At 55.3% G+C, this 18,645-nt stretch carries 22 protein-coding genes; 8 read left to right on the top strand and 14 right to left on the bottom strand.

Translation table 11 applies throughout. The features are described from left to right. Window positions 1–6: 6 nt before the first annotated feature. The 4 genes from GTP58_RS18635 to msrA all read right to left on the bottom strand — a co-directional run bounded on the left by GTP58_RS18635 (window position 7) and on the right by msrA (window position 4,079). Entirely contained in the window at window positions 7–1,023 is a 1,017-nt protein-coding gene (locus GTP58_RS18635) for a cupin-like domain-containing protein (RefSeq protein WP_161078698.1), read from the bottom strand. A 3-nt stretch (window positions 1,024–1,026) separates the two neighbouring features. Further along, entirely contained in the window at window positions 1,027–2,766 is a 1,740-nt protein-coding gene (locus GTP58_RS18630; protein WP_161078697.1) for a glycosyl hydrolase family 18 protein, read from the bottom strand. Window positions 2,767–3,066: 300 nt separating this feature from the next. Beyond that, window positions 3,067–3,465, bottom strand: a complete 399-nt coding sequence (locus tag GTP58_RS18625; RefSeq protein ID WP_161078696.1) for a DUF1842 domain-containing protein — start codon at window positions 3,463–3,465, stop codon at window positions 3,067–3,069. Window positions 3,466–3,575: 110 nt separating this feature from the next. Next, complete coding sequence (msrA, locus tag GTP58_RS18620; protein ID WP_161078695.1) at window positions 3,576–4,079, bottom strand: peptide-methionine (S)-S-oxide reductase MsrA; 504 nt, start codon at window positions 4,077–4,079, stop codon at window positions 3,576–3,578. A gap of 196 nt (window positions 4,080–4,275) precedes the next feature. On the opposite strand from msrA, the gene GTP58_RS18615 reads away from it, so the two are divergent. Together GTP58_RS18615 and GTP58_RS18610 are read left to right on the top strand one after the other, a co-directional pair. Beyond that, the gene (locus GTP58_RS18615; protein WP_161078694.1) at window positions 4,276–4,686 is read left to right on the top strand and encodes a response regulator; all 411 of its coding nucleotides are present in this window, start codon (window positions 4,276–4,278) and stop codon (window positions 4,684–4,686) included. Window positions 4,687–4,729: 43 nt separating this feature from the next. Further along, a complete protein-coding gene (locus GTP58_RS18610; RefSeq protein WP_072789916.1) occupies window positions 4,730–4,915 on the top strand; it encodes a hypothetical protein in 186 nt (61 codons plus the stop codon). Here the strand turns inward: GTP58_RS18610 and GTP58_RS18605 are convergent, their stop codons facing one another. From GTP58_RS18605 to GTP58_RS18595, 3 genes are all read right to left on the bottom strand, one after another. Further along, window positions 4,916–5,569 (bottom strand): TonB family protein, encoded by a 654-nt coding sequence (locus tag GTP58_RS18605; protein ID WP_161078693.1) that lies wholly within the window; start codon window positions 5,567–5,569, stop codon window positions 4,916–4,918. It lies immediately after the preceding gene. A gap of 18 nt (window positions 5,570–5,587) precedes the next feature. Beyond that, window positions 5,588–6,271 (bottom strand): hypothetical protein, encoded by a 684-nt coding sequence (locus tag GTP58_RS18600; protein ID WP_161078692.1) that lies wholly within the window; start codon window positions 6,269–6,271, stop codon window positions 5,588–5,590. A gap of 90 nt (window positions 6,272–6,361) precedes the next feature. Next, entirely contained in the window at window positions 6,362–7,558 is a 1,197-nt protein-coding gene (locus GTP58_RS18595) for an aminotransferase class V-fold PLP-dependent enzyme (protein WP_229215636.1), read from the bottom strand. 100 nt (window positions 7,559–7,658) lie between these two features. On the opposite strand from GTP58_RS18595, the gene GTP58_RS18590 reads away from it, so the two are divergent. After that, on the top strand, window positions 7,659–8,615 hold the full coding sequence (locus GTP58_RS18590) for a LysR substrate-binding domain-containing protein (protein WP_072789907.1): 957 nt from the start codon (window positions 7,659–7,661) through the stop codon (window positions 8,613–8,615). Between the two features lie 176 nt (window positions 8,616–8,791). Here the strand turns inward: GTP58_RS18590 and GTP58_RS18585 are convergent, their stop codons facing one another. Continuing rightward, window positions 8,792–9,865, bottom strand: coding sequence for a diguanylate cyclase (locus GTP58_RS18585; RefSeq protein WP_161078690.1), 1,074 nt, complete (start codon window positions 9,863–9,865; stop codon window positions 8,792–8,794). Between the two features lie 46 nt (window positions 9,866–9,911). Then, window positions 9,912–10,193, bottom strand: coding sequence for a hypothetical protein (locus tag GTP58_RS18580; protein ID WP_229215635.1), 282 nt, complete (start codon window positions 10,191–10,193; stop codon window positions 9,912–9,914). A 131-nt stretch (window positions 10,194–10,324) separates the two neighbouring features. On the opposite strand from GTP58_RS18580, the gene GTP58_RS18575 reads away from it, so the two are divergent. Further along, complete coding sequence (locus GTP58_RS18575) at window positions 10,325–10,600, top strand: hypothetical protein (protein WP_161078689.1); 276 nt, start codon at window positions 10,325–10,327, stop codon at window positions 10,598–10,600. On the opposite strand, the gene GTP58_RS31955 is transcribed toward GTP58_RS18575, so the two are convergent. Both GTP58_RS31955 and GTP58_RS18570 read right to left on the bottom strand, forming a co-directional pair. Further along, on the bottom strand, window positions 10,542–10,685 hold the full coding sequence (locus tag GTP58_RS31955; RefSeq protein ID WP_373924759.1) for a hypothetical protein: 144 nt from the start codon (window positions 10,683–10,685) through the stop codon (window positions 10,542–10,544). The genes GTP58_RS18575 and GTP58_RS31955 overlap by 59 nt on opposite strands. 387 nt (window positions 10,686–11,072) lie before the next feature. Then, window positions 11,073–11,339, bottom strand: coding sequence for a hypothetical protein (locus tag GTP58_RS18570; RefSeq protein WP_161078688.1), 267 nt, complete (start codon window positions 11,337–11,339; stop codon window positions 11,073–11,075). 232 nt (window positions 11,340–11,571) lie between these two features. On the opposite strand from GTP58_RS18570, the gene GTP58_RS18565 reads away from it, so the two are divergent. Both GTP58_RS18565 and GTP58_RS18560 read left to right on the top strand, forming a co-directional pair. Further along, the gene (locus tag GTP58_RS18565; protein WP_161078687.1) at window positions 11,572–12,780 is read left to right on the top strand and encodes a sensor histidine kinase KdpD; all 1,209 of its coding nucleotides are present in this window, start codon (window positions 11,572–11,574) and stop codon (window positions 12,778–12,780) included. Between the two features lie 140 nt (window positions 12,781–12,920). Next, on the top strand, window positions 12,921–13,433 hold the full coding sequence (locus GTP58_RS18560) for a DUF4142 domain-containing protein (protein WP_161078686.1): 513 nt from the start codon (window positions 12,921–12,923) through the stop codon (window positions 13,431–13,433). Between the two features lie 101 nt (window positions 13,434–13,534). On the opposite strand, the gene GTP58_RS18555 is transcribed toward GTP58_RS18560, so the two are convergent. Then, window positions 13,535–16,000, bottom strand: a complete 2,466-nt coding sequence (locus tag GTP58_RS18555; RefSeq protein ID WP_161078685.1) for a hypothetical protein — start codon at window positions 15,998–16,000, stop codon at window positions 13,535–13,537. A 376-nt stretch (window positions 16,001–16,376) separates the two neighbouring features. Here GTP58_RS18555 and GTP58_RS31405 point away from each other — a divergent pair, with 376 nt between their 5' ends. Further along, window positions 16,377–16,532 (top strand): ASCH domain-containing protein, encoded by a 156-nt coding sequence (locus tag GTP58_RS31405; RefSeq protein ID WP_229215634.1) that lies wholly within the window; start codon window positions 16,377–16,379, stop codon window positions 16,530–16,532. Window positions 16,533–16,730: 198 nt separating this feature from the next. After that, on the top strand, window positions 16,731–16,961 hold the full coding sequence (locus tag GTP58_RS18545; protein WP_161078684.1) for a hypothetical protein: 231 nt from the start codon (window positions 16,731–16,733) through the stop codon (window positions 16,959–16,961). Window positions 16,962–17,102: 141 nt separating this feature from the next. Here GTP58_RS18545 and GTP58_RS18540 read toward each other — a convergent pair whose 3' ends face one another. Both GTP58_RS18540 and GTP58_RS18535 read right to left on the bottom strand, forming a co-directional pair. Then, on the bottom strand, window positions 17,103–17,633 hold the full coding sequence (locus GTP58_RS18540; protein ID WP_161078683.1) for a hypothetical protein: 531 nt from the start codon (window positions 17,631–17,633) through the stop codon (window positions 17,103–17,105). A 14-nt stretch (window positions 17,634–17,647) separates the two neighbouring features. Then, window positions 17,648–18,286, bottom strand: a complete 639-nt coding sequence (locus tag GTP58_RS18535; protein ID WP_161078682.1) for a tyrosine-type recombinase/integrase — start codon at window positions 18,284–18,286, stop codon at window positions 17,648–17,650. Window positions 18,287–18,645: the final 359 nt, after the last annotated feature.

Here is an 18,645-nt window from a genome sequence, read left to right as displayed (position 1 = left end):
CCCCTTTTAGAAGTCTTGATTTCTTGGGTAATGCGTATAGAAGTCGTTATCCCACTTGAAGTGGGTAGTCGAGACCGTGATGGTTACATCGAGTGCTTCTACAAAATGCCACCAGCCCACTGGCAGGAACAGGATCTCGCCCGGTTCCAGCACGCAGTCGATGACTGGCACGTCTGCCATCATCGGGAAGCGCTGCAGGTCGATGTTGCGTCCATCGACCGGCGAAAAACAGTGACGCTGGTTGTACACCTTGGGCGTGTCGCAAGGCGCGATAAGCCGCACCTTTTTACGCCCGGCTATCTGGATCATGAAGTTGTTGGTCAGGTCGTGGTGGAACGGCGTGATCGTTCCCGCAGGGCCAAACCAGAAAAAGCCGTTGCTGCCTTCCTGCAGATACTCGGTCAGCGGCGGCAGATCGCTCATCAGCTCACGCAAGGCATCGCGATTGTGACCGTCGTTATTGGCGGTCATGTAGAAATCGTTGGTGACGCCTGCGTCGCGCACCATCGCCACGTACTCGCCAAAAGGCATGCGGCGCTTGTGCGACATGCTGTTTAATTCGTAGTCGGGATCGGCGTTGCGGCCAAACTGCACTTCCACTTCGCGGTCGCCCAGTTGCGCGGCCAGGTAGTCGAAAGTCCAGCGGCTGCGGGCCACGCAATCATCCAGCATGCCGGTGATGATGACCGGCTGATTGCGCCGATAGTGCTCGTTGAGGAACACCTCGCCGGACAGCCGCTCCCTGCGCGGCACCTCGTACTGCGCCAGCTGGTTCAGGCGCGACTGGATGCCGAGCACCCAGTCACGCTTGGCCAGCCGGTTGTGCAGACGCGATACGCCCCGCAGGTAAGGGCTGCGCAGCGCGGCATCGACCTCCGCGCGCGCCGAAGATTCAACAATGCCCGATTGGACCATGATGCCGACCAGCGTCTCCGGATGGCCGCCGAGTATCAGGTTCTCGGCGATCCAGCCACGCCATGAGTCATTGACGTCGGTCTGCGGTACGGCACCATGACGGTTCATCGTTTATCGTCCTTTCCACACTTCGCTAGTCAAAGCGCCGCTGGCGTCGCCATCGAGCTCCCAGGAGAAGGCGCCGCGCAGGCCTTGATCGCGCATGTACTGCATCTTGGTTGCGATGACAGTCGGATCATCGTAGCTCCACCATTCTCCCGTGCCAGTGTACAGGAACAGTTGTTTGGTGACGGGGTGGTACCAGCGCGAACCGGACTTGTTGACCAGGACCTTGTAGTCGTCAATGCCGGCTTCATAGGTACCTGCAGCCGCACCAGTCGTGCTCTGATACAGGCCATTGGCATTAGGGCCAGCCGCTACGCCCTTCCAGCCGCGCCCATAGAACGGTACGCCCAGCAGGATCTTGTTCTTCGGCATACCGGCCGCCACCAGCGCCGTGATGGCGTCGTTGGTGTTGTACTTGGCCAGCACGCCGGTCGATGGATCAGCCGGATCGTGGTACAGCGGTGCGTGGAAGTTGGTGGTGGTTTCCCAGCCGCCGTGGAAGTCATAGGTCATCAGATTGACCCAGTCCATGTATTGCGAGTACAGGGCTGGTTCGGTCTGCGCGATCTTCTCGGTGCCGGCGCCGATGGCGGCGGTGAGCAGGTAGCGCTTGCCGTCAGTCGCACCTTGCGCATCCAGCTGCGCGCGGAACTCCTGCATCAGCAGCGTGAAGTTGTGCTTGTCGTTGACCGCGTCCGCCGTGTTGTATGGCTGGCCGCCACCGCCCGGGTATTCCCAGTCGATGTCGATACCGTCAAACACGCCTTTGGCTGAGCCAGCGCCGCCGCGTCCATCCTGTACCGGCAGGTCGCCGGCGATGAACAGCTTCACGCAGGACTTGGCCAGCTGTTTGCGCAGCGCGTCGGTCTTGGCTGCGGCCGAGAAGTTTTTCGACCAGCTCCAGCCGCCCAGCGAGATGAACACTTTCAGGTTCGGGTGCGCGGCTTTCAGCAGCTTCAGTTGCAGGAAGTTGCCGCTGAGCGGAGCGTCCCACGGTACCGCCTGACCATTGACCGTACGGCCCGGCGAGCGCTGGTAGTCGGCATACGCGTCGCCGCCGGTGCCCGCTGCAGGCGAGGTCGGATTGTCGTTGCCGACTTCGGTACGCGTGACCATATCGCACTCGTAGCCGCCGTTTTTAGCGTAGGTATTGCCGAAGGCGTAGTTGATGAACGTGAGCTGGTCGGCAACGCTGGTCTGCACGCCGTTGACCGGCGTCTTGGTGGTGTGGATGTCAGCCACTTCGTAGCTGCGGCCGTACACGCCCCACTGCGCGAAGTATGAACCGATCTCACGGCCGCCGGTTGGCGTTGGCGTCGGAGTTGGGGTCGGCGTCGGAGTTGGGGTCGGCGTAGGCGTTGGCGTCGGAGTCGGCGTCGGAGTAGGTGTCGGTGTCGGCGTCGGCGTTGGAGTGGGTGTCGGTGTCGGCGTTGGTGTCGGGGTTGGCGGCGCGGCGCTCACCGCCCATGGTCCCCATTCTTCCGTGCCTGGCACGTTATTCTGCGTCCACCACTTGGCGGTGTAGGTCTTGCCGCTGTAGGTCACGCACATGCCGACCGTGTAGATCGCTGTGGATGACCAGGCTGGACACGCCGCCGCCGCGGTGGTTTCTGCGCCCTGTACTGCGGCGCCCAGCAATTTCATTTTTGAACTGGAGGTGTCGGCATCGCCGCCCCCTCCGCAAGCTGCCAGCATGCTGGCAATCAGGCCCATAACGGCCGCGTTCCCCTTAACTGCATGTTTCATCGTCTCTCCTTCCGGTGGGTGTGAACTGCGTTTGTTGTTATTTTTTCAGAATCCACCTTGGGAAAGTGGTAGTCAAGTGGTTTTGTAAATTGCGTGCACTCAAATACCAGTTCCGTTGAGGGAACAGTTTTTCCGGAAAGATTGCTTATAGATTAGGTCACGAAGTGTGAGTGCTTACTAACAGCTGTACCGAGCTTGTATAGAAAAGATTGGTACCCACCATGAAATGCGATACGTTACGCATTCCACAACAAAAGTGAGTACCAATTTGAAGGGAGACAAAAGTGGTATCTACAAACGTCAGTACGCTGCTTCCGGTAAAACAGCGCGGGCGATGCCATCGCGGATATCCACGACACGAGGGTAAAGCTTTCCAATACTCATTTTGAAACAAGCCTGGCCATTTTTCCAGGCAGTCGGCAATACCATGAGTAGCTGGAAGGAGGTCGGTTCTTCGTCGAGCACGGCAAATACCGGTGGCGTACCGGCCAGCACAATCGCCTCCAGCGGCGCATCGCCTTCGATTTCCATGAGGTGGCCGCGTACCGACATTTCATGCACATCGCCGGTGACGCTTTCCAGCGTGGCGGTGCCCACCACGCTGGCATTGTCGCGATTAACGACCAGGTTCAGACGCAACATCGGACGGCCGATGGTAGCGCTTTGGATTTCATAAACGGCAGCAAATAACTGACTCATGGCATTTCCTAACGTGAAGAGGTGAAACATGGCTCTCACTGTAGGTCTGCCCCCAGAAACTTTCCTTCCGAATACCTTCTGAATCCTAAGTCATTGTTTACACGCAGTTTTTAACGCATGGGAAGTACCCAGTCCGGACGTACATAATGGCAGGTGTAGCCATTCGGAATGCGCTCCAGATAGTCCTGATGCTCCGGCTCGGCCTGCCAGAATGGCCCTGCCGGCGCCAGTTCCGTCACCACCTTGCCAGGCCACAAGCCCGATGCATTGACGTCGGCAATGGTATCTTCCGCCACGGCCTTCTGTTGCTCATTGGAATAAAAAATTGCAGAGCGATAGCTCGAACCGATGTCATTGCCCTGCCGGTTGCGGGTGCTCGGATCGTGAATCTGGAAGAAAAATTCCAGGATCTTGCGGTAGCTGAGCACCGCCGGATCAAACACAATTTCAATCGCCTCGGCATGGGTGCCATGATTGCGATAGGTCGCGTTCGGCACGTCGCCGCCGCTGTAGCCGACCCGGGTTGTCAGTACGCCAGGCATCTTGCGGACCAAGTCCTGCACGCCCCAGAAGCAGCCGCCGGCCAGGATGGCCGTTTCCGTTGTTGTCGTCATATTCGATTCCCTTTCCATGAGGTCTGTGGACAATTTGGAGACAGATACATATTTCTTCAAGCAAACGGCGAAAATCCAACTATAATTAACGACAGGAAAGCCTATATGGCCCCTCCCCTGCGTGCCCCCTACCCGCGCGCCACCTCTCCCCCGGCCTGGACCCAGCCGAACGTCATGTTACTTTTCGTTCATTATCATGGACCAGACCACTTCCAAACGTATTTTAGTCGTAGACGACAACACCGAAGCCGCAGACATTTCGGCGGAACTGCTTGAACTGCACGGTTACCAGACCGCCGTGGCCTATGCCGGCCTACCAGGCCTGGACGCGGCGCGCACCTTCCAGCCACATGCCATTCTGCTCGATCTGGGCATGCCCGGCATGGACGGCTACCAGGTGGCCGCCGCCCTGCGCGCGGTGCCGGACTTCGACCAGGTCGCGCTGATCGCCTTCACCGCCTGGGGCGATGTGGTGACGCGCCAGCGGGTGATTGATACCGGCTTTGACGAGCATGTGATCAAGCCAGCCAATCTGGAACGCATTCTGGCGGCCGTCCACAATGCCATGGAAAAGCGCGAGCAAACCAGTACCGTCAGCGCATCGTAATTGCATTTGTGATACTGTCTCGGCTCAGACAGGAGGTATCACCATGATCGAACGACGCTCACGCCCCGACCGCACCAAGGCGGTCGCGGTCAATGCAGGGATTGCCATGGCTGAGAAGCAAGGCCGCGAAATGGCAGCCGAATTTCTGGAGGACGCAGGCGTGCCCTTGCCGGTCATCGCCCGCGTGCTGAGCGAACCTGAGAAACGCCGGGCCGAAGACTTGCGCTGATTATTGCAGTTGCACCCGGCCATAGGCCGTGTCAGTGCGCGGCCCCGTTACGCCTGCGTCGTGGGCGAAGCGGCAGCCTTGCAGATATTCCACCGCCGCGTCGGCGACTTCCTGCTGCGCGCCGGGTTCGGCAACGATGCGCTGCGGCGCACCTTCCGCATTGACGATGAAGCGCAGCAGCACGCCATCGCCCCCGCTAGTGCGGCGGTCTGACTGGCTGAAGCGCGCAAAGCGCGTCGATGGCGGGCAGCTGTCCGCCACCAGCAGCGGCCGCGCGGCCGGCGCGTCGCTGAACGACCAGACAAATTTCAACGGCAGCTGCTGGCTGCTTTTCGCTTCGTCCAGATTGGCCTGGAACAGGCATTGTGACAAGCCATGCACGGCGGCGTCATCCAGTATCTTCCAGCCGCTGCTTTGGGTTACCGCTGGGCGGATCACTTTGCCGTCCAGACCGATTTCAAAACGCACGATGGTGGTGCCATCGATCTCGTAGCGCAGCGCCTCCCTGGGCCATTGCGGCTGCATGCAGGTGGGCGAGCTGACCAGCGATTTGTAGTAAGGCTGAGGCGACTGGCCTGACTGTGCCCGGCTCGCGAAATTGATCGCGCCAAACACAGCCGCCACACCGGCCACGGCAAGCATTTTTCTGTTCATGCCGTGATGATAGCCTGCTTACTGGTCGCCGACCAGTTGCACCGCGTCGACTTCCTTGTACTCGCGCTGGAGATTGTTGGCCAGCGTGATCTTGACGCCCTTGACCTTGTACGCGGTCTTGTCAAAGGTGCGGACAAACCAGGTACGGCTGCCGCGCTGATCGCGCTTCACTTCGCTCATGCCTTCCCAGACCGTGTTCCATTTGCCGTCGGTGTCTTGCAGCTCGACCTTGTTGATGGCCTCCGCACCTTTACCGCCCGGCAGCACCACGCGCACTTCGGTGGCATTGACCGGCTTGGCATAGCTCAGCTCCAGCCAGTCGAAACCTTTATCGATATTGTTGTTGGTCCAGCTGTGATCGTCCGCGGCGCCGGTGGCGCGGACGGCCAGATTGCTTTCGCTCGGCTTGCGGCCGTTGTCGTCACCGAAGACCGAGCTAGCCTTGGCTTCCGTCGCCCATTGGCCACGCGGATCGTTGAGGTATTTGTCTTCCATCACACCGTATTCAAGCAGGGACTTTTTCTTCGCCAGCTCCTGCTGTTCGGGTGTCGGGTCCGCGGCAGGCGCCGGCGCCGCTGGTGCGGCCGCTGGCGCCGGGGCGGGCGTGGCAGCGACCGGTGGTTCTTCGGCCTTCTCTTTTTTGTGGCAAGCGGAAAGCAGCGCGGTCAGCATCATGGCCGCGACAGTGGCGGTATATTTCATCGGGACATCCTTCTAGAATGATGTTATAAAAACAATGTACATCATTTAAAGAAATAGCCGCGCACTACTCATCAGTAAGCCGCCAGCGCGTCAGGCAGCCAGCTCGCGGATGGCGGTGACCAGTTTGTCGAGATCAGCGGTGCGCGTGAAGAGCCCGGGCGTAACGCGGATGACGCTACCACCCACGGGTCCCTTGCGCGCCACGGTGAAGATGCCGTACTGCGCCATCAGGCGGTCCACCAGCGCATTGTTCGCTTCAAACGTTGTGTGTCCGCGCACGCGGAAGGATGTCAGCGCGCCATAACTGCCCGCTTCATCCGGCGTGAGAATCTCCACATTCGGCACATCGCGCACCTGATGCACCCAGTAGTCACGCAGCTCGCACAAACGGCGGCCCCGATTCGCCACACCGATTTCATCATGCAGCTTGAGTGCCGCCGGTATCGTCATCAGCGCGGCCGCATTCACGGTGCCCGAATGCACGCGCGACAGGATGTCGGTCGCTGGGTGATCTTCGTCGCCCCGCTCCACGCCGATATCCGCCAGCCGTTCCTTGCGAATGTACAGAAAGCCCGTACCTAAAGGCGCGCCCACCCACTTGTGCAAATTCGTGCCCACGAAGTCCGCGCCCAGGTCCGGCAGCTTGTAATCCAGCTGCCCCCAGGACTGCGCCACATCCACAATCACATCAACACCGCGCGACTTGGCCAGCTTGATGATCTCCGCCACCGGCAACACCAAACCGGTGCGGTGATTGAGGTGGGTGAGCAGCAGCAAGCGGGTGCGCGGATGCTGGCGCAGTGCCTTCTCATACACGTCGATGGCCAGCTGGCGCGACACCGGTTCCGGTATCTGCACCACCGCCACCTTGGCGCCGTGCCGTTGCGCCAGATCGTTCATCGCGTACTGCATGGCATCGTAATCCAGATTGCTGTACATGACCGTATCGCCCTGCTTGAGCAGGCGGTAATTGCAGATCAGGTTTTGGAGCGATTCCGTCGCACCACGCGTGAGCGCCAGTTCCTCCATGGCGACACCGGTACGCGCCGCCAGCTCGGTACGAATCTGGTCGACGCCGGCCCGCTCAAACTTGCGGCGCAGATGATAGGAGCTGTAACGCGTCAGATAATCGATATTGCGCTTGAACTCCTCCGCCACCGGGCGCGCCATGATGCCGAAGTAGCCGTTCTCCAGATTGATGAAATCGCTGGCGACGTCGTAACTCTGCGCGATCTGCTCCCAGTCCGGCGCCAACAGTTTTTTCCGGTCCGCTTGATGTTCGTTCATGCCCGCCTCTTCCAGAGATTGATTGATGCGCCAAGTATAAAGAAGCACAAGGTCCGTGCATCGGCTATTATTTATCATTCCATAAATTTTAGTTATGCACATGCTGAGCCGGGAAATCGAGATCTTCCGCGTTGTGATGACCACAGGGTCCGCCACCAAGGCCGCCAGGCTCATGAACATGAGCCAGCCGGCCATCAGCCAATCATTGCGCCGGCTGGAGCAGTCCGCCGGACTCGCGCTGTTTCAGCGCAGCGCCGGCAAGCTGCTGCCCACACAGGAGGCGCAGGCGCTGCTGAAAGAAGTGGACCGCCACTTCGTCGGCATGGAGGTGATTGAACAGCGCCTGCGCGCATTGCGCCAGTTCGGCGTCGGCCGCGTACGCATCGCCAGCTTCCCCGGCGTTGGCGTCGGCTTCCTGCCGCGCGTGCTGGCCGATCTGTCGCGCGAGCGCGAACGCACGCTGGTATCACTACAGATTATGGGATCGGCCGACGTCCGCAAATGCCTGCTCAGCAACGAGGCCGAATTGGGCGTGGTAGCGGACGATGTCTCCACCAACGGCATCGAAGCCACCCTGTTCGCCCATTACTTCGGCGTGGTGGCGCTGCCGCAAGGCCACGCGCTGGCGCGGCACAAGCGCATTACGCCCGCCATGCTGGGCAAGCATCCCTTCATCGCCCTGAATCCCGAGGACAGCGTCAGCCTGCGGCTGGACCGCATCTGCCGCAACCACGGCGTCGAACTGCGTACGGTGGTGGAGTGTCCGTTCACCATCAGCCAGTGCGAACTGGTACGCAACAAGGTGGGCGTGGCCATCGTCAATCCCGTGACCGCCTATGATTACCTGCATGCGGGACTGGTGTTCCGGCCCTTCTCTGAACAGCTGACCTATACTTCGCTGACCGTGCAGCCAGCCGGACAACCGGCGTCCTCGTTTGTCGGCATGATGCTGGGCGCCATGCGCAAGCGGCTGGAGGTGGATATGCATACGCTGTCGCACAGCATGGCAGGTGGCGACATCGGTCCCTTGCACAGCCTGACCAAAATAAGCGGGTGAGCTTCGACTGGAGCGAAACCACCGCCCATCCACAAAGCACGGTGCCCGAGCAGCTGGTTACGCCCGTGTCGCCCTATCACGTCGCGATGAAAGGCGCGCTCCAGCACCTGCCACAGTATGGAAGCGGGCGGCCAGCAATGCCTGCGCGCACGCGAGCTGGTGGGACTGATACTGGTCTAGTGCAACCGACTACGCTTTTCAGCGTACATCTGCTCATCTGCCTGCAACACATAATCCGACAAAACCTGCTTGCCGCCAGGCTCACACCGCACGATACCGGCACTGATCGCCACGGCATACGGCCGCTCCTGCATCAGGTTAAAGGCATGCAGGTTGTCGCGGATGCGCTGCAGGATGATTTCGGGCCGCGCATCGTCCAGGGTATAGGCGACGAACTCGTCGCCGCCCAGTCGGGATACCACGTCCGCTTCACGGAACGACTGGCGAAATACCGACGCCGCATCCCGTATCAGGGCGTCACCAGTATCATGCCCAAGCTCATCATTAACGTGCTTGAGGCCATCGATGTCCGCGAAAATGACCGCGCTGTCGGCACGCTTGCGCTGTGCCACCTTGAAGATCTGCTCCGCCTGCATGAAGAAGCCACGGCGGTTGTACAGCCCCGTCAGGACGTCGGTCAGCGCCAGCACGCGCAGTTCGGTGACCGCCTGCTCCCGGCGCTCCAGCTCGGCGGCATGCGCCACGGAAGAGCTGGCGATTTGTTCGCACTGCTGCCACAGCAGCTGCTCAAGCGAGCTGCGCGCTGCAATCTTGCCCAGCGCTGCCGTCGCCAATTCCAGGATATATGTCAGAAGCGGTCCGCATTTTTCCGGCGCCATTGACGCCAGCTCGTGTGTCCAGGACACCGCAAGTACCGCTACCGCCGCGTGGGCCGGCACCGCTACCGCCAATGCGTGCGGCCCGATATGCACCGGTGACGTCTGATCGCGCACCATGTCTGCTGCGGCATGACGCGTGCTCGGCAACAAGGCCGCAGCCGCCTGGTACAACGTATGGTCCGTTCCTGCCGGATGGGCTACGCCACGGCGGTCAAAGCAGACCACATCCAGTCGGTCATCCTGCAGTAGCAACAAAGCAGAATCCGGCGACATCAATTCCACCAGCACGCGCCCGACCAGGGCCAGCGAACTGCGGACGTCATCCGTCTGCAGCAATTCACGTGACAGTGTCAGCAGGATGCGTAATTGCACCGCGCTCAGTTGTCGCACTTTCACAGGCTTATTCGTCATGGCTGCCTCCCAAATTGCCGTCGCGCAGGAGCCGATCATTGTTCTGCTATGCGTTCTTATCACTCGCCGGCAAGGGGATAAGTGCTTCGGACACCGCCTGTTCAGCACTGGCGGTACGACGGGGCAATGTGGGATCGAGTACGCGCGCGATCACTTCTGCGGGAACCCGTTTGTATTGCATGTAGTTGTGTGCCAGTGTGCGGTTGCGTACGGCCAGGATATTGATGCCGCGCTCGACCGCATTTGCCATACATTCATCAGACCGCTTTTGACGCTCATTCATTTTCTTGCCGCTAGTAGTGCACCAGTCACGATTGGCGAACGTCATCCAATTCAAAGCAGACAATACACCTATGTCGGCTTCCTACCTAGCACTTCTTACAAAGCGCCGCACGCCAATAGCAGTAACGATTCCACATATGTGTGTTACTGTGTTTTACTGCCCTCACGGAGGTCTCGATGGACAAGTTTGATTTACTGCTGGCTGACAGGGTGCGCGACATTGCGCATGACTTCAGGCATATTGCGATGGTCGATTACATCGTCGCGATCGAGTCGTCCTTCACTTGCGATCCGGCGCGCCGGCTGGAGATTATCGAACACTGGCGGCTTGACCATCCCATTGATGAGTACGTCCTTCCCGCCATCAGCGAGCTGTATCGCATCTCCGCCATCATCAACACCCATCCGCTGGCGCGCTTGCCACGCTTTGAACCTGCAGCCAATAACACCTGATCCGCCGGTCCGGCAGTGCGACCAATACCCGCAGCACATCGGCATGGCCGAAATAGCTGGCCTCGTGCAAAGGGATGCCACGCATCGCGCCAGTGATCCGGCGCCCATCGGCACCGGCACGCAGCAGCAGGCCAACGATTAAAAGACCATCAGCCGATTCTCCTATTCGCTGTAGCACGCGTTATATGCATTAGCTAACAGATTGACTGCGCGTCACCTATTAAAGTGGGCTCATTACTAAAGGAGATGCCGATGACTTTCTTTGAGCGACGCGAGCGCGTTGACGCCGCCATGGTGGTAGAGAACGCTATTTGGCTGGCCAGACAGTCAGGCATGGGCGCGGCACTTTACTATATGCACCGCCGAGGGATATCACGGGACGTGTCAGAACGCGTCCTGATCGGGCCAACTTATCGGCGCAGTTATTTTAGACAGATGAAGCCCGCGTGAAACGGCGCTTTGCGGCGGGAGCTCAGCTCGCCCGGCCACGCTTTTTCGCAGTAATCTGATCGAGAACCGTGCCGATAGTTCGCATGTCCGGCTGCCGGTGATATCGCGGGCCAGCCAGGACGCGTAGCGCTGTCGCGTGGGGAATACCGTTGGTGGACATGTAATCCAGAGCGGGTCCGACGCCATCAACTGACGCCAGCACCACCGCCGCGTCGATCGTTTCAACCGGACCATCGTGGCGCCGATCGGGTTCGCCTGCATTCCGCTCAGGGATGAGGTTGGCGTTCATAGGCTGCCCCGTTGTACAAAACATCATTGTCGGCTGGCTGCGCGCATTCCTCGGTACGTCAGTTCACACATGGCGGAAAGAACTTATTTTATGTCCGAGCAAGGCACCCGCTGGTAGAGCGGGACGACTGGCTTGCTGTACACTATCGGGGTATCTCTACATGGCCGCACCACGCTCCCCACTCCCAGAAGGCTGACACTAGTTGGGGTAACTCAACGGCAGAAAGAATCCGATGACCCTGTCACTTGAAAAAGATATTGCCGCAGTCGAAAAGATCGCTGCTGTGCCGACCATTCTCGAGGCTGTTTCAGAAATCACCGGCCTGGGCTTTGTGTGCGTGGCCCGAGTCACCGCTGATTCCTGGCACACGTGTGCCGTGTTAGACAAACTCGGCTTCGGACTGAAAGTGGGCGATGCGTTGGACGTCACCACCACGCTGTGCGAAGAAGTCCGGGATACCAATGCCGCCATCATTATCGATTCGGTGCGGGATAGCGCGCAATACTGCGACCATCAGACACCACGGATTTACGGATTCCAGAGTTATTTTTCGATTCCACTGCACCGGCCCAGCGGCGAGTACTTCGGCACCTTGTGCGGGCTCGACCCGAACAAGGCAGAGCTGACGCAAAGCTCAACGAGCAAGACCTTATCCTTATTCGCTGAACTCATCAGCCGCCAACTCGCCGCAGAGAGCGCCATGCGAACGACGCAGACCGCCCTGAGCGATGAGAAGGAAACCTCCAAATTGCGCGAGCAATTCATCGCCATGCTGGGGCACGACATCCGGACCCCGCTCAGCACCATCAGCAATGGCACCGAGATTTTAAAGCAGCAAGCACCGCCAGCGATTGCCCCATTGTTAGCGATCATGCAGCGCAGCGTACAGCGCATTGCCGCGCTCATTGACGATGTCACCGACTTTACCCGCGGACGAATGGGTGGCGGCATCTCCCTCAATATCCGCCATGAAAAAAGCGTGGCGGAGTTCCTCTACCAGGCGGTTGAGGAATTGCGCGGGGTCTATCCCGGCCGGGAAATTGTCTCAGACATCCCTGTCGACATTAGCCTGCTGTGTGATGGTCAACGCATGGTGCAACTGTTATCCAATCTGTTGAAGAATGCGATTGTTCACGGCAACCAGGCTGCGCCGGTGTATGTGAACGCAAAAATATCGAACGGTATTTTCGAGCTGGCCATTACCAATAGCGGAACAGCGATACCAGAAGAAATACAAGCTAAACTATTTAAACCGTTTTGGAAATCCACCACGGCCAACGTAAGCGAAGGACTTGGACTGGGCCTGTTCATCGCATCAGAAATCGCAGTGTCGCACGGCGGCACACTCGAAGTGGCCTCCTCTGCCACAGCAACCACCTTCACCTACCGTTGCCGGACAGCCGATTTTGTCGAGCGGCGCATAGAAGCGCGGCCGTTCTGACCTGTATCGCTTTCGCAGTAAGCGAAATGCCGCACAGTCTGTCGGCAGGAAACGAAGAAAGATGACTGCACATTAAAGCCTTGCCGTTAATGTGCAGTTCTTATTTCTTACGGCTATTCCTGCTCACACTGGAGATCCTCATGCACCGCACTCGTCTATACGCCATTCTGGCCACCAGCTTCGCCATCGCCAATGTCGCGTCCGCACAAACCACCATCGCCAAAGCCGATGCCGACCGCCTGGTCGCAATCGCCCAAGCAAACATCGCCGAAGTCGCCGCCGGTAAGATGGCGCTCGATAAAAGCAGCAATGCCGACGTCAAAGAATTTGCCCAGATGATGATTGACGACCACAGCAAAGGTCTGGATGAAACCAAAAAAGTCGCGGCCGCAAAGAACATCACGCTGCCATCCGACACGGATGCCGAGCACAAGAAGATAGCCGACGAGTTACAAAAACTGTCCGGCGCAGCGTTCGACAAGCAGTATGTCAGCAAAGCAGGCGTGGCCGATCACACCAAAGTGCACGCCGCGCTGAAGAAGGACATCGCGAACGCGAAAGATGCGGATGTGAAGGCACTGGCAAGCAAGCTGGAGCCCACAGTTGGCCACCATGAAGAGATGGCCAAGAAGCTGAACGCCAAACTTCAATAACTCATATGATTGGATAGCCTGTGGTCTAAGGCTGAAGATCAATAGCGCCCATTTTATTAAATAAAAATCACTACAAATATAATTTGTAAATTCAATTTTATTTATATATTTGGAATTGGCAGCCCTAAATCTATAATACGTCTTTTAACACGATCAAAAGATTTATCACCATAGGTTTGAAATTGTTTCCAATCAAAATAAGGTCGAATAGCAAAACCTTTCCAAATTTCCCCAAGGTAATTTTTAAAAGTAACAGCTCTAATATAACGTGCAGTTAAAGTTAAATTATTTACTTGTTGAGCCAATGATGTATAAACCTCAACTGAAAATATAGGAGTATCGAATGACATGGCTTCCAGGTAAGAAAAATCGTAAGCCCATCTTTTAAGATGGTAAGCGCCTAGGGGAGTTAGCCGAAATGACTCTGGGAGCTCCGCACTTCCAACGCTATCTTCATCGTCAAGTAATTTACGCTCAGTAGTTTCAACAAGTTTCTTTCTTGTTAATTTTCGCAAATGAGCGCTAGTCTGCTCAGTACTGAAACCATTACATTGTCCTTCTTCCAAAATTGCAGCTAGTCCTACAAACCCATCTGTTTGTCGGGCGATGGCCCCATCCCATCCCAAGTAACCCAAGAGAAACGACGATAAAAAATGTTCTCGTTTGTCTGCGAAAATTACTCCAAATATATTGTGGGCATATGACGATTCTTCTTGAAAGTAAGCATAGTCTCCCAGCAGTCCACCTTTAGCAAATTCATGCAAAGGTATAACATATTTACCGCCTTCGTTTATTGTTTTTATTATTTTCTCTGACTCAACATTTGGGTTTCCGATGAATTTCGATATTAGCTCAATTGCTACACGAACGTTTCCACCACTAACATTAACTATAAATTCATATAAATCATTATTTATACGCAAAGAACTTTGCAAAACTTTAATTAATATCGCGAGACTCTCTATGTGCATAGATAAGTCTTTAATTTTCGCTACGGGTAGCCGTCCATCAGCTATCTTTGCTGCAAAAATCAAGCGCTTTTCTATGGCATCTTCAAGTTTTGGTGGAGGAATTACGAAGACTTTTTGAGGATAAGCTGAGATTGCTCCACTACGCTTTGACGCGTGAAAAGTTTGAGGTCGAAGAGAAAGAAATACTAGTGCATTCCAATTTGAAGCAAGTTCATTTGCAATCAAAAAAGAATCTTGCTGAACCGATAATTTTCTCTGATCAGCATTATCAATGACGATAATAACTTGTGCGTGCTTCTGCGAGGAAAGTACACTCAAACAATTTTTAAGATGGTTTTCTCTATCCGCTACGAGTTTTTCAAGAAAATCGATACGCTTTTTCGAAAAAACTTCTGGCTGTGAATACTTAATTTCACCAATAAAGCCTTCATCAAAATCTGTAAGTTGGTCTTTATAAATTTTTTCTACAAGAGATTTTTCAAAAATGTTTACATTATACGTATTTTTTAAAGTTTTTTCTATTTCTTTTAGTAATGCTGAACGAGTAGACGTCGCTAATGCGCCTTGAGATCCCAAGTCAAAATATATAAAAATCGCATTTCCAAATTCACGTTTTGCGGTAATTTGAATAAGATTCTTTAAAAATGATGTTTTTCCTACACCAACGTCCCCTAATAAAACTATCGGCCTACGGCCAATCGCTTCCGCAATAACCTTTTCACTCAACTTTTTTGTGGGACCACGAGGATTAACCTCTTCAATTCGACTACCAGATTCTTTTGATGAAAATAATGAAGAGTAGCGCGTGCTGAGTATGTTTTTCCCAACTAATGAATATTGCGATAATGGCCCACTTTCACAATAACATTCAGCAAGAAAGTCTTTTTCTACCTCTGCTGTTTTCCCTATATCCTCAATAACAAGCGAAGACGCATTTCGTAAATTCTCTTGAAAATTACTACTATGTTTATATTCAAAATAATTCAAACATGCGACTGATAACTTAGGAGGTAAGGCACCACCATTCGTGGCCCCCAGCATGATTGATAGTCGCTTCTCTCTAATTCCTTCAGGTGATAAGGCTTCATATATAGTATTGAATCCTTTCTTCATAGCATCGAAGGAATCGTATACAAATGCATGACCATCGAGGGGTGCAGTTCCGTCAAGCCGTGACGCTAGAAAAAATATAATTTGTGGCCCATTGCAAATTGCAGCTACAGGCACACCTCGATCTTGACAATATTTGTATACCTGTTCAATAGCTGATTTTGTCGAATCATTGAATGCCATTAACGACAACAGCTTAAGTTTATTTGCAAAATTTGATGCTCTTGGTGGGAAGCTGAACGATGAGCTGGCCTTTTTTGCTTCAACTATCATTTGGCGAGGAGCGCCGCATTCATAATCACTTCGGTCCCCGCCCTCATAAACCTCAACTTTGATGTGCTCACGAGGCCATCCCAGACTCTCCACTAAGAGTCGATCTATAAACGCAAATCGCGTTTGCGCTTCATTTGCGTCTAGGATGATCGCAGCGAACTCGTCTACTAGTTCGCGAAACACCTGTTCTGCTAGGCTGAACTCGATTGTCATAAGAGGATGCGTTATCTATGTGATACATCACTCTAAGTCAAACTGATCCGGTCGTATACCTAAAGTTGCAAATTAACAACTAGTATTATCTGATTTACCGTAGACTCAACTCATATGATGACCTGTCTTGAATTCTTAGAAAGCTCAACAAGCAGCGCGAGAAATCTCCAAGAACGAGGTTATTGAGACGCTTTTATTTACTTCCTAGCCTAGGCTGTTCAGCAAAGAAGAACCTCCCCGTCCGGCACCTCCGACGGCAAGTGCTGGTTGCGCGACGGCTGCGATGTTCAGTAGTTGCGCTGGTATTGCCCACACGCTGAGCCTGGGAAATCAACATCGAGTATCGAGTAATTCAGATCGAGGAGGGACCTGTGTCATGAAGGCCTTATCGATCCGCCAACCTTGGGCATGGCTCATAGTCAATGGCTACAAGGACATCGAGAACCGCAGTTGGTCGACGAATGTGCGCGGCAAGGTGCTGGTTCACGCCAGCAAAGGCGCGCCTGCAACACATCCGGATGCCGGCGTTTGAGCTGCTACTGCGCGGCGAAATCGTCGGACGGGTCATCATCTCCGGCTGCAGCACCGCGTCGAAGTCGCCACGGTTTTTCGAGAAGTACGGTTTCGAGCTACGCGACGCGAAGCCGTTACCGTTCGCTCCACGAAAAGGTGCGTTGGTTTTTTTTAACTGATGGCAGACAACTTTAATTCGCGAATTACGGATACTAAAATGAGTACCGAAGAATTGTTGACCAAGACCCTGGAAAAACTGAGTCAGCCGCACCCAGTGCCTACTCAACAGCCAATTTCGATTGCGCTGGCGGCCTACTTGCATCGGTCGAAGGACCGCGTCTACAGCGATATTGTATGTCTGCCGACCTTCCCGAAGCCGAACCGATTATCAGTAAAAGGGCGTGCGCAAGCGTTGTATAAGGCAAGGGAAGTGATTGCTTGGAAATAATGAGTTAACTTATCGTGCAACCCACATTCGCGTGCGGATACATGATTGAGCACACATCGTGCTTCTCATAACAATCAGTGCAGCCTCCGTTGTTTAGTTTTTTGCACTCTACAACGGTGTCGATAATTTATGCATGAGGGATTACTTCAAGACATTGGCATTAGTTGCGTGATGGTACCAAAAGTCGAATGCCTTTCGGAGCACATCAGGGGCGTCCAGCGTATTTCCAGAGCCATCGACAATTTCGAGGCGACCCGGCGTCGTCTTCACATTTGGCGAGTTTGGATTACTTGAGACTAAATTCGCTTCCTTGATCCCTATACAAACTACATGTTTCGATCCATTGCAGATCGACTGACAAATAGCCAACTCGGGGCACCTTCCTACGGCCCATTTTACTAAGTCATCTTTTTCCGCACGAGGCCCTGTGACCCCTAATAATGCTCTTACCTCATCCTTCTTACGGCCATAGTCGGTTATTCCGTTCCACACCCAGTCGTTCATATGCCAAAGAGTAATGGCTCCATTAATCGCAGCATCGCGACGGTCGTCGTCATTGTCGGATTTAGTGCAACGTTCATACTCACGCCATGCTTTTTTGAGCATGTCGTATGGAGAATGCAGTCCAAAGCTTCCCAATGCCGACGACAGATGATTTTCCATAATAGCCATAATGCCCCTCCGCTCTAGTAAATAAATGTGCCAGTCACCACTGCAAAACTATAGGCGCGATGCAATGTCGGCTGCAGTCTCGTTGTAGTAGGTCTGCAGTTGCCGGATATCCGAGTGTCCGACCATTCGTGCAAGGTCCAACACGTGTAGCTTTTTCGCCAACCTAGTGATTGCCTCGTTCGTGGTATCGTGGAAGGCCAGCCCCTCGATGCCTGCTTTTCCCGCGCCTTGCGGAACATCGCATCGAGAATGGCAGACGTCACACCGAAGCCGTCCGATATCATCTCCCAAATCTCCAGCGCGCGGGCTGACAACGGACCGCCCCGCAGCAAACCGTTTTTGGTCATGTGCAGCCGCGCGACCCGCCCAGATACATCCCCTTTCTTCAAACCGCATATTTCGCCGGCGCGCATCGCGGTCTGGATCGCAAACAGGAAAGCCAAGGCAATACACTGCTGCTTCGTCGTCGGCGGCACGCCAACGATATCGTGGCGCCAGTTCAGCGCCACGCAGATCGCCTCGATCTCAACCTGAGAGATAAGCCGGTTGCGCGCCGGCGGTGCCTTCGGCCTCGCCACATCGGTGGTTGGGCTCTCGCTGATCCACTTCCACTCCTTGCGCGCCACGGCCAACACTTTCGAGAGCAGAGTCATTTCCCGCGTCACCGAGCAGGGCGCAACCTCATTGAGCCGCTGATCGCATCAAGCAGCCACGTGCGTGGTACGGACGTCAGCCACCTTGACCTTGCCGAAGTCGGTCTCGGCCATGGCGGCCAGGCACAGCGAGCCTCCCAGCGATACCCGCGTTTGTTCTTCGACACCTCCAGCTCGTATTTCTCGAAGGGGTCGGCGCAGGTCTTGGTGAGGCCAAGTTTGCCCTTTGACGTGGTGACACGCTTCTCCCCCTCCAGGCCAACACTGCGGCCTTGGTGGCAAAGGTGCCGGAGTAGCGACTGCCGGCGACCATCACCCGATGTCGACACACAGTGCCAGTTTTCTGAGGAGCCTCCATT

This window comes from Duganella sp. CY15W (assembly GCF_009857555.1).
GTDB classification, from domain to species: Bacteria; Pseudomonadota; Gammaproteobacteria; order Burkholderiales; family Burkholderiaceae_D; genus Rugamonas; species Rugamonas sacchari.
Note: the sequence above shows the minus strand (reverse complement) of the source record. Positions and strands in the feature narration are given on the sequence as shown.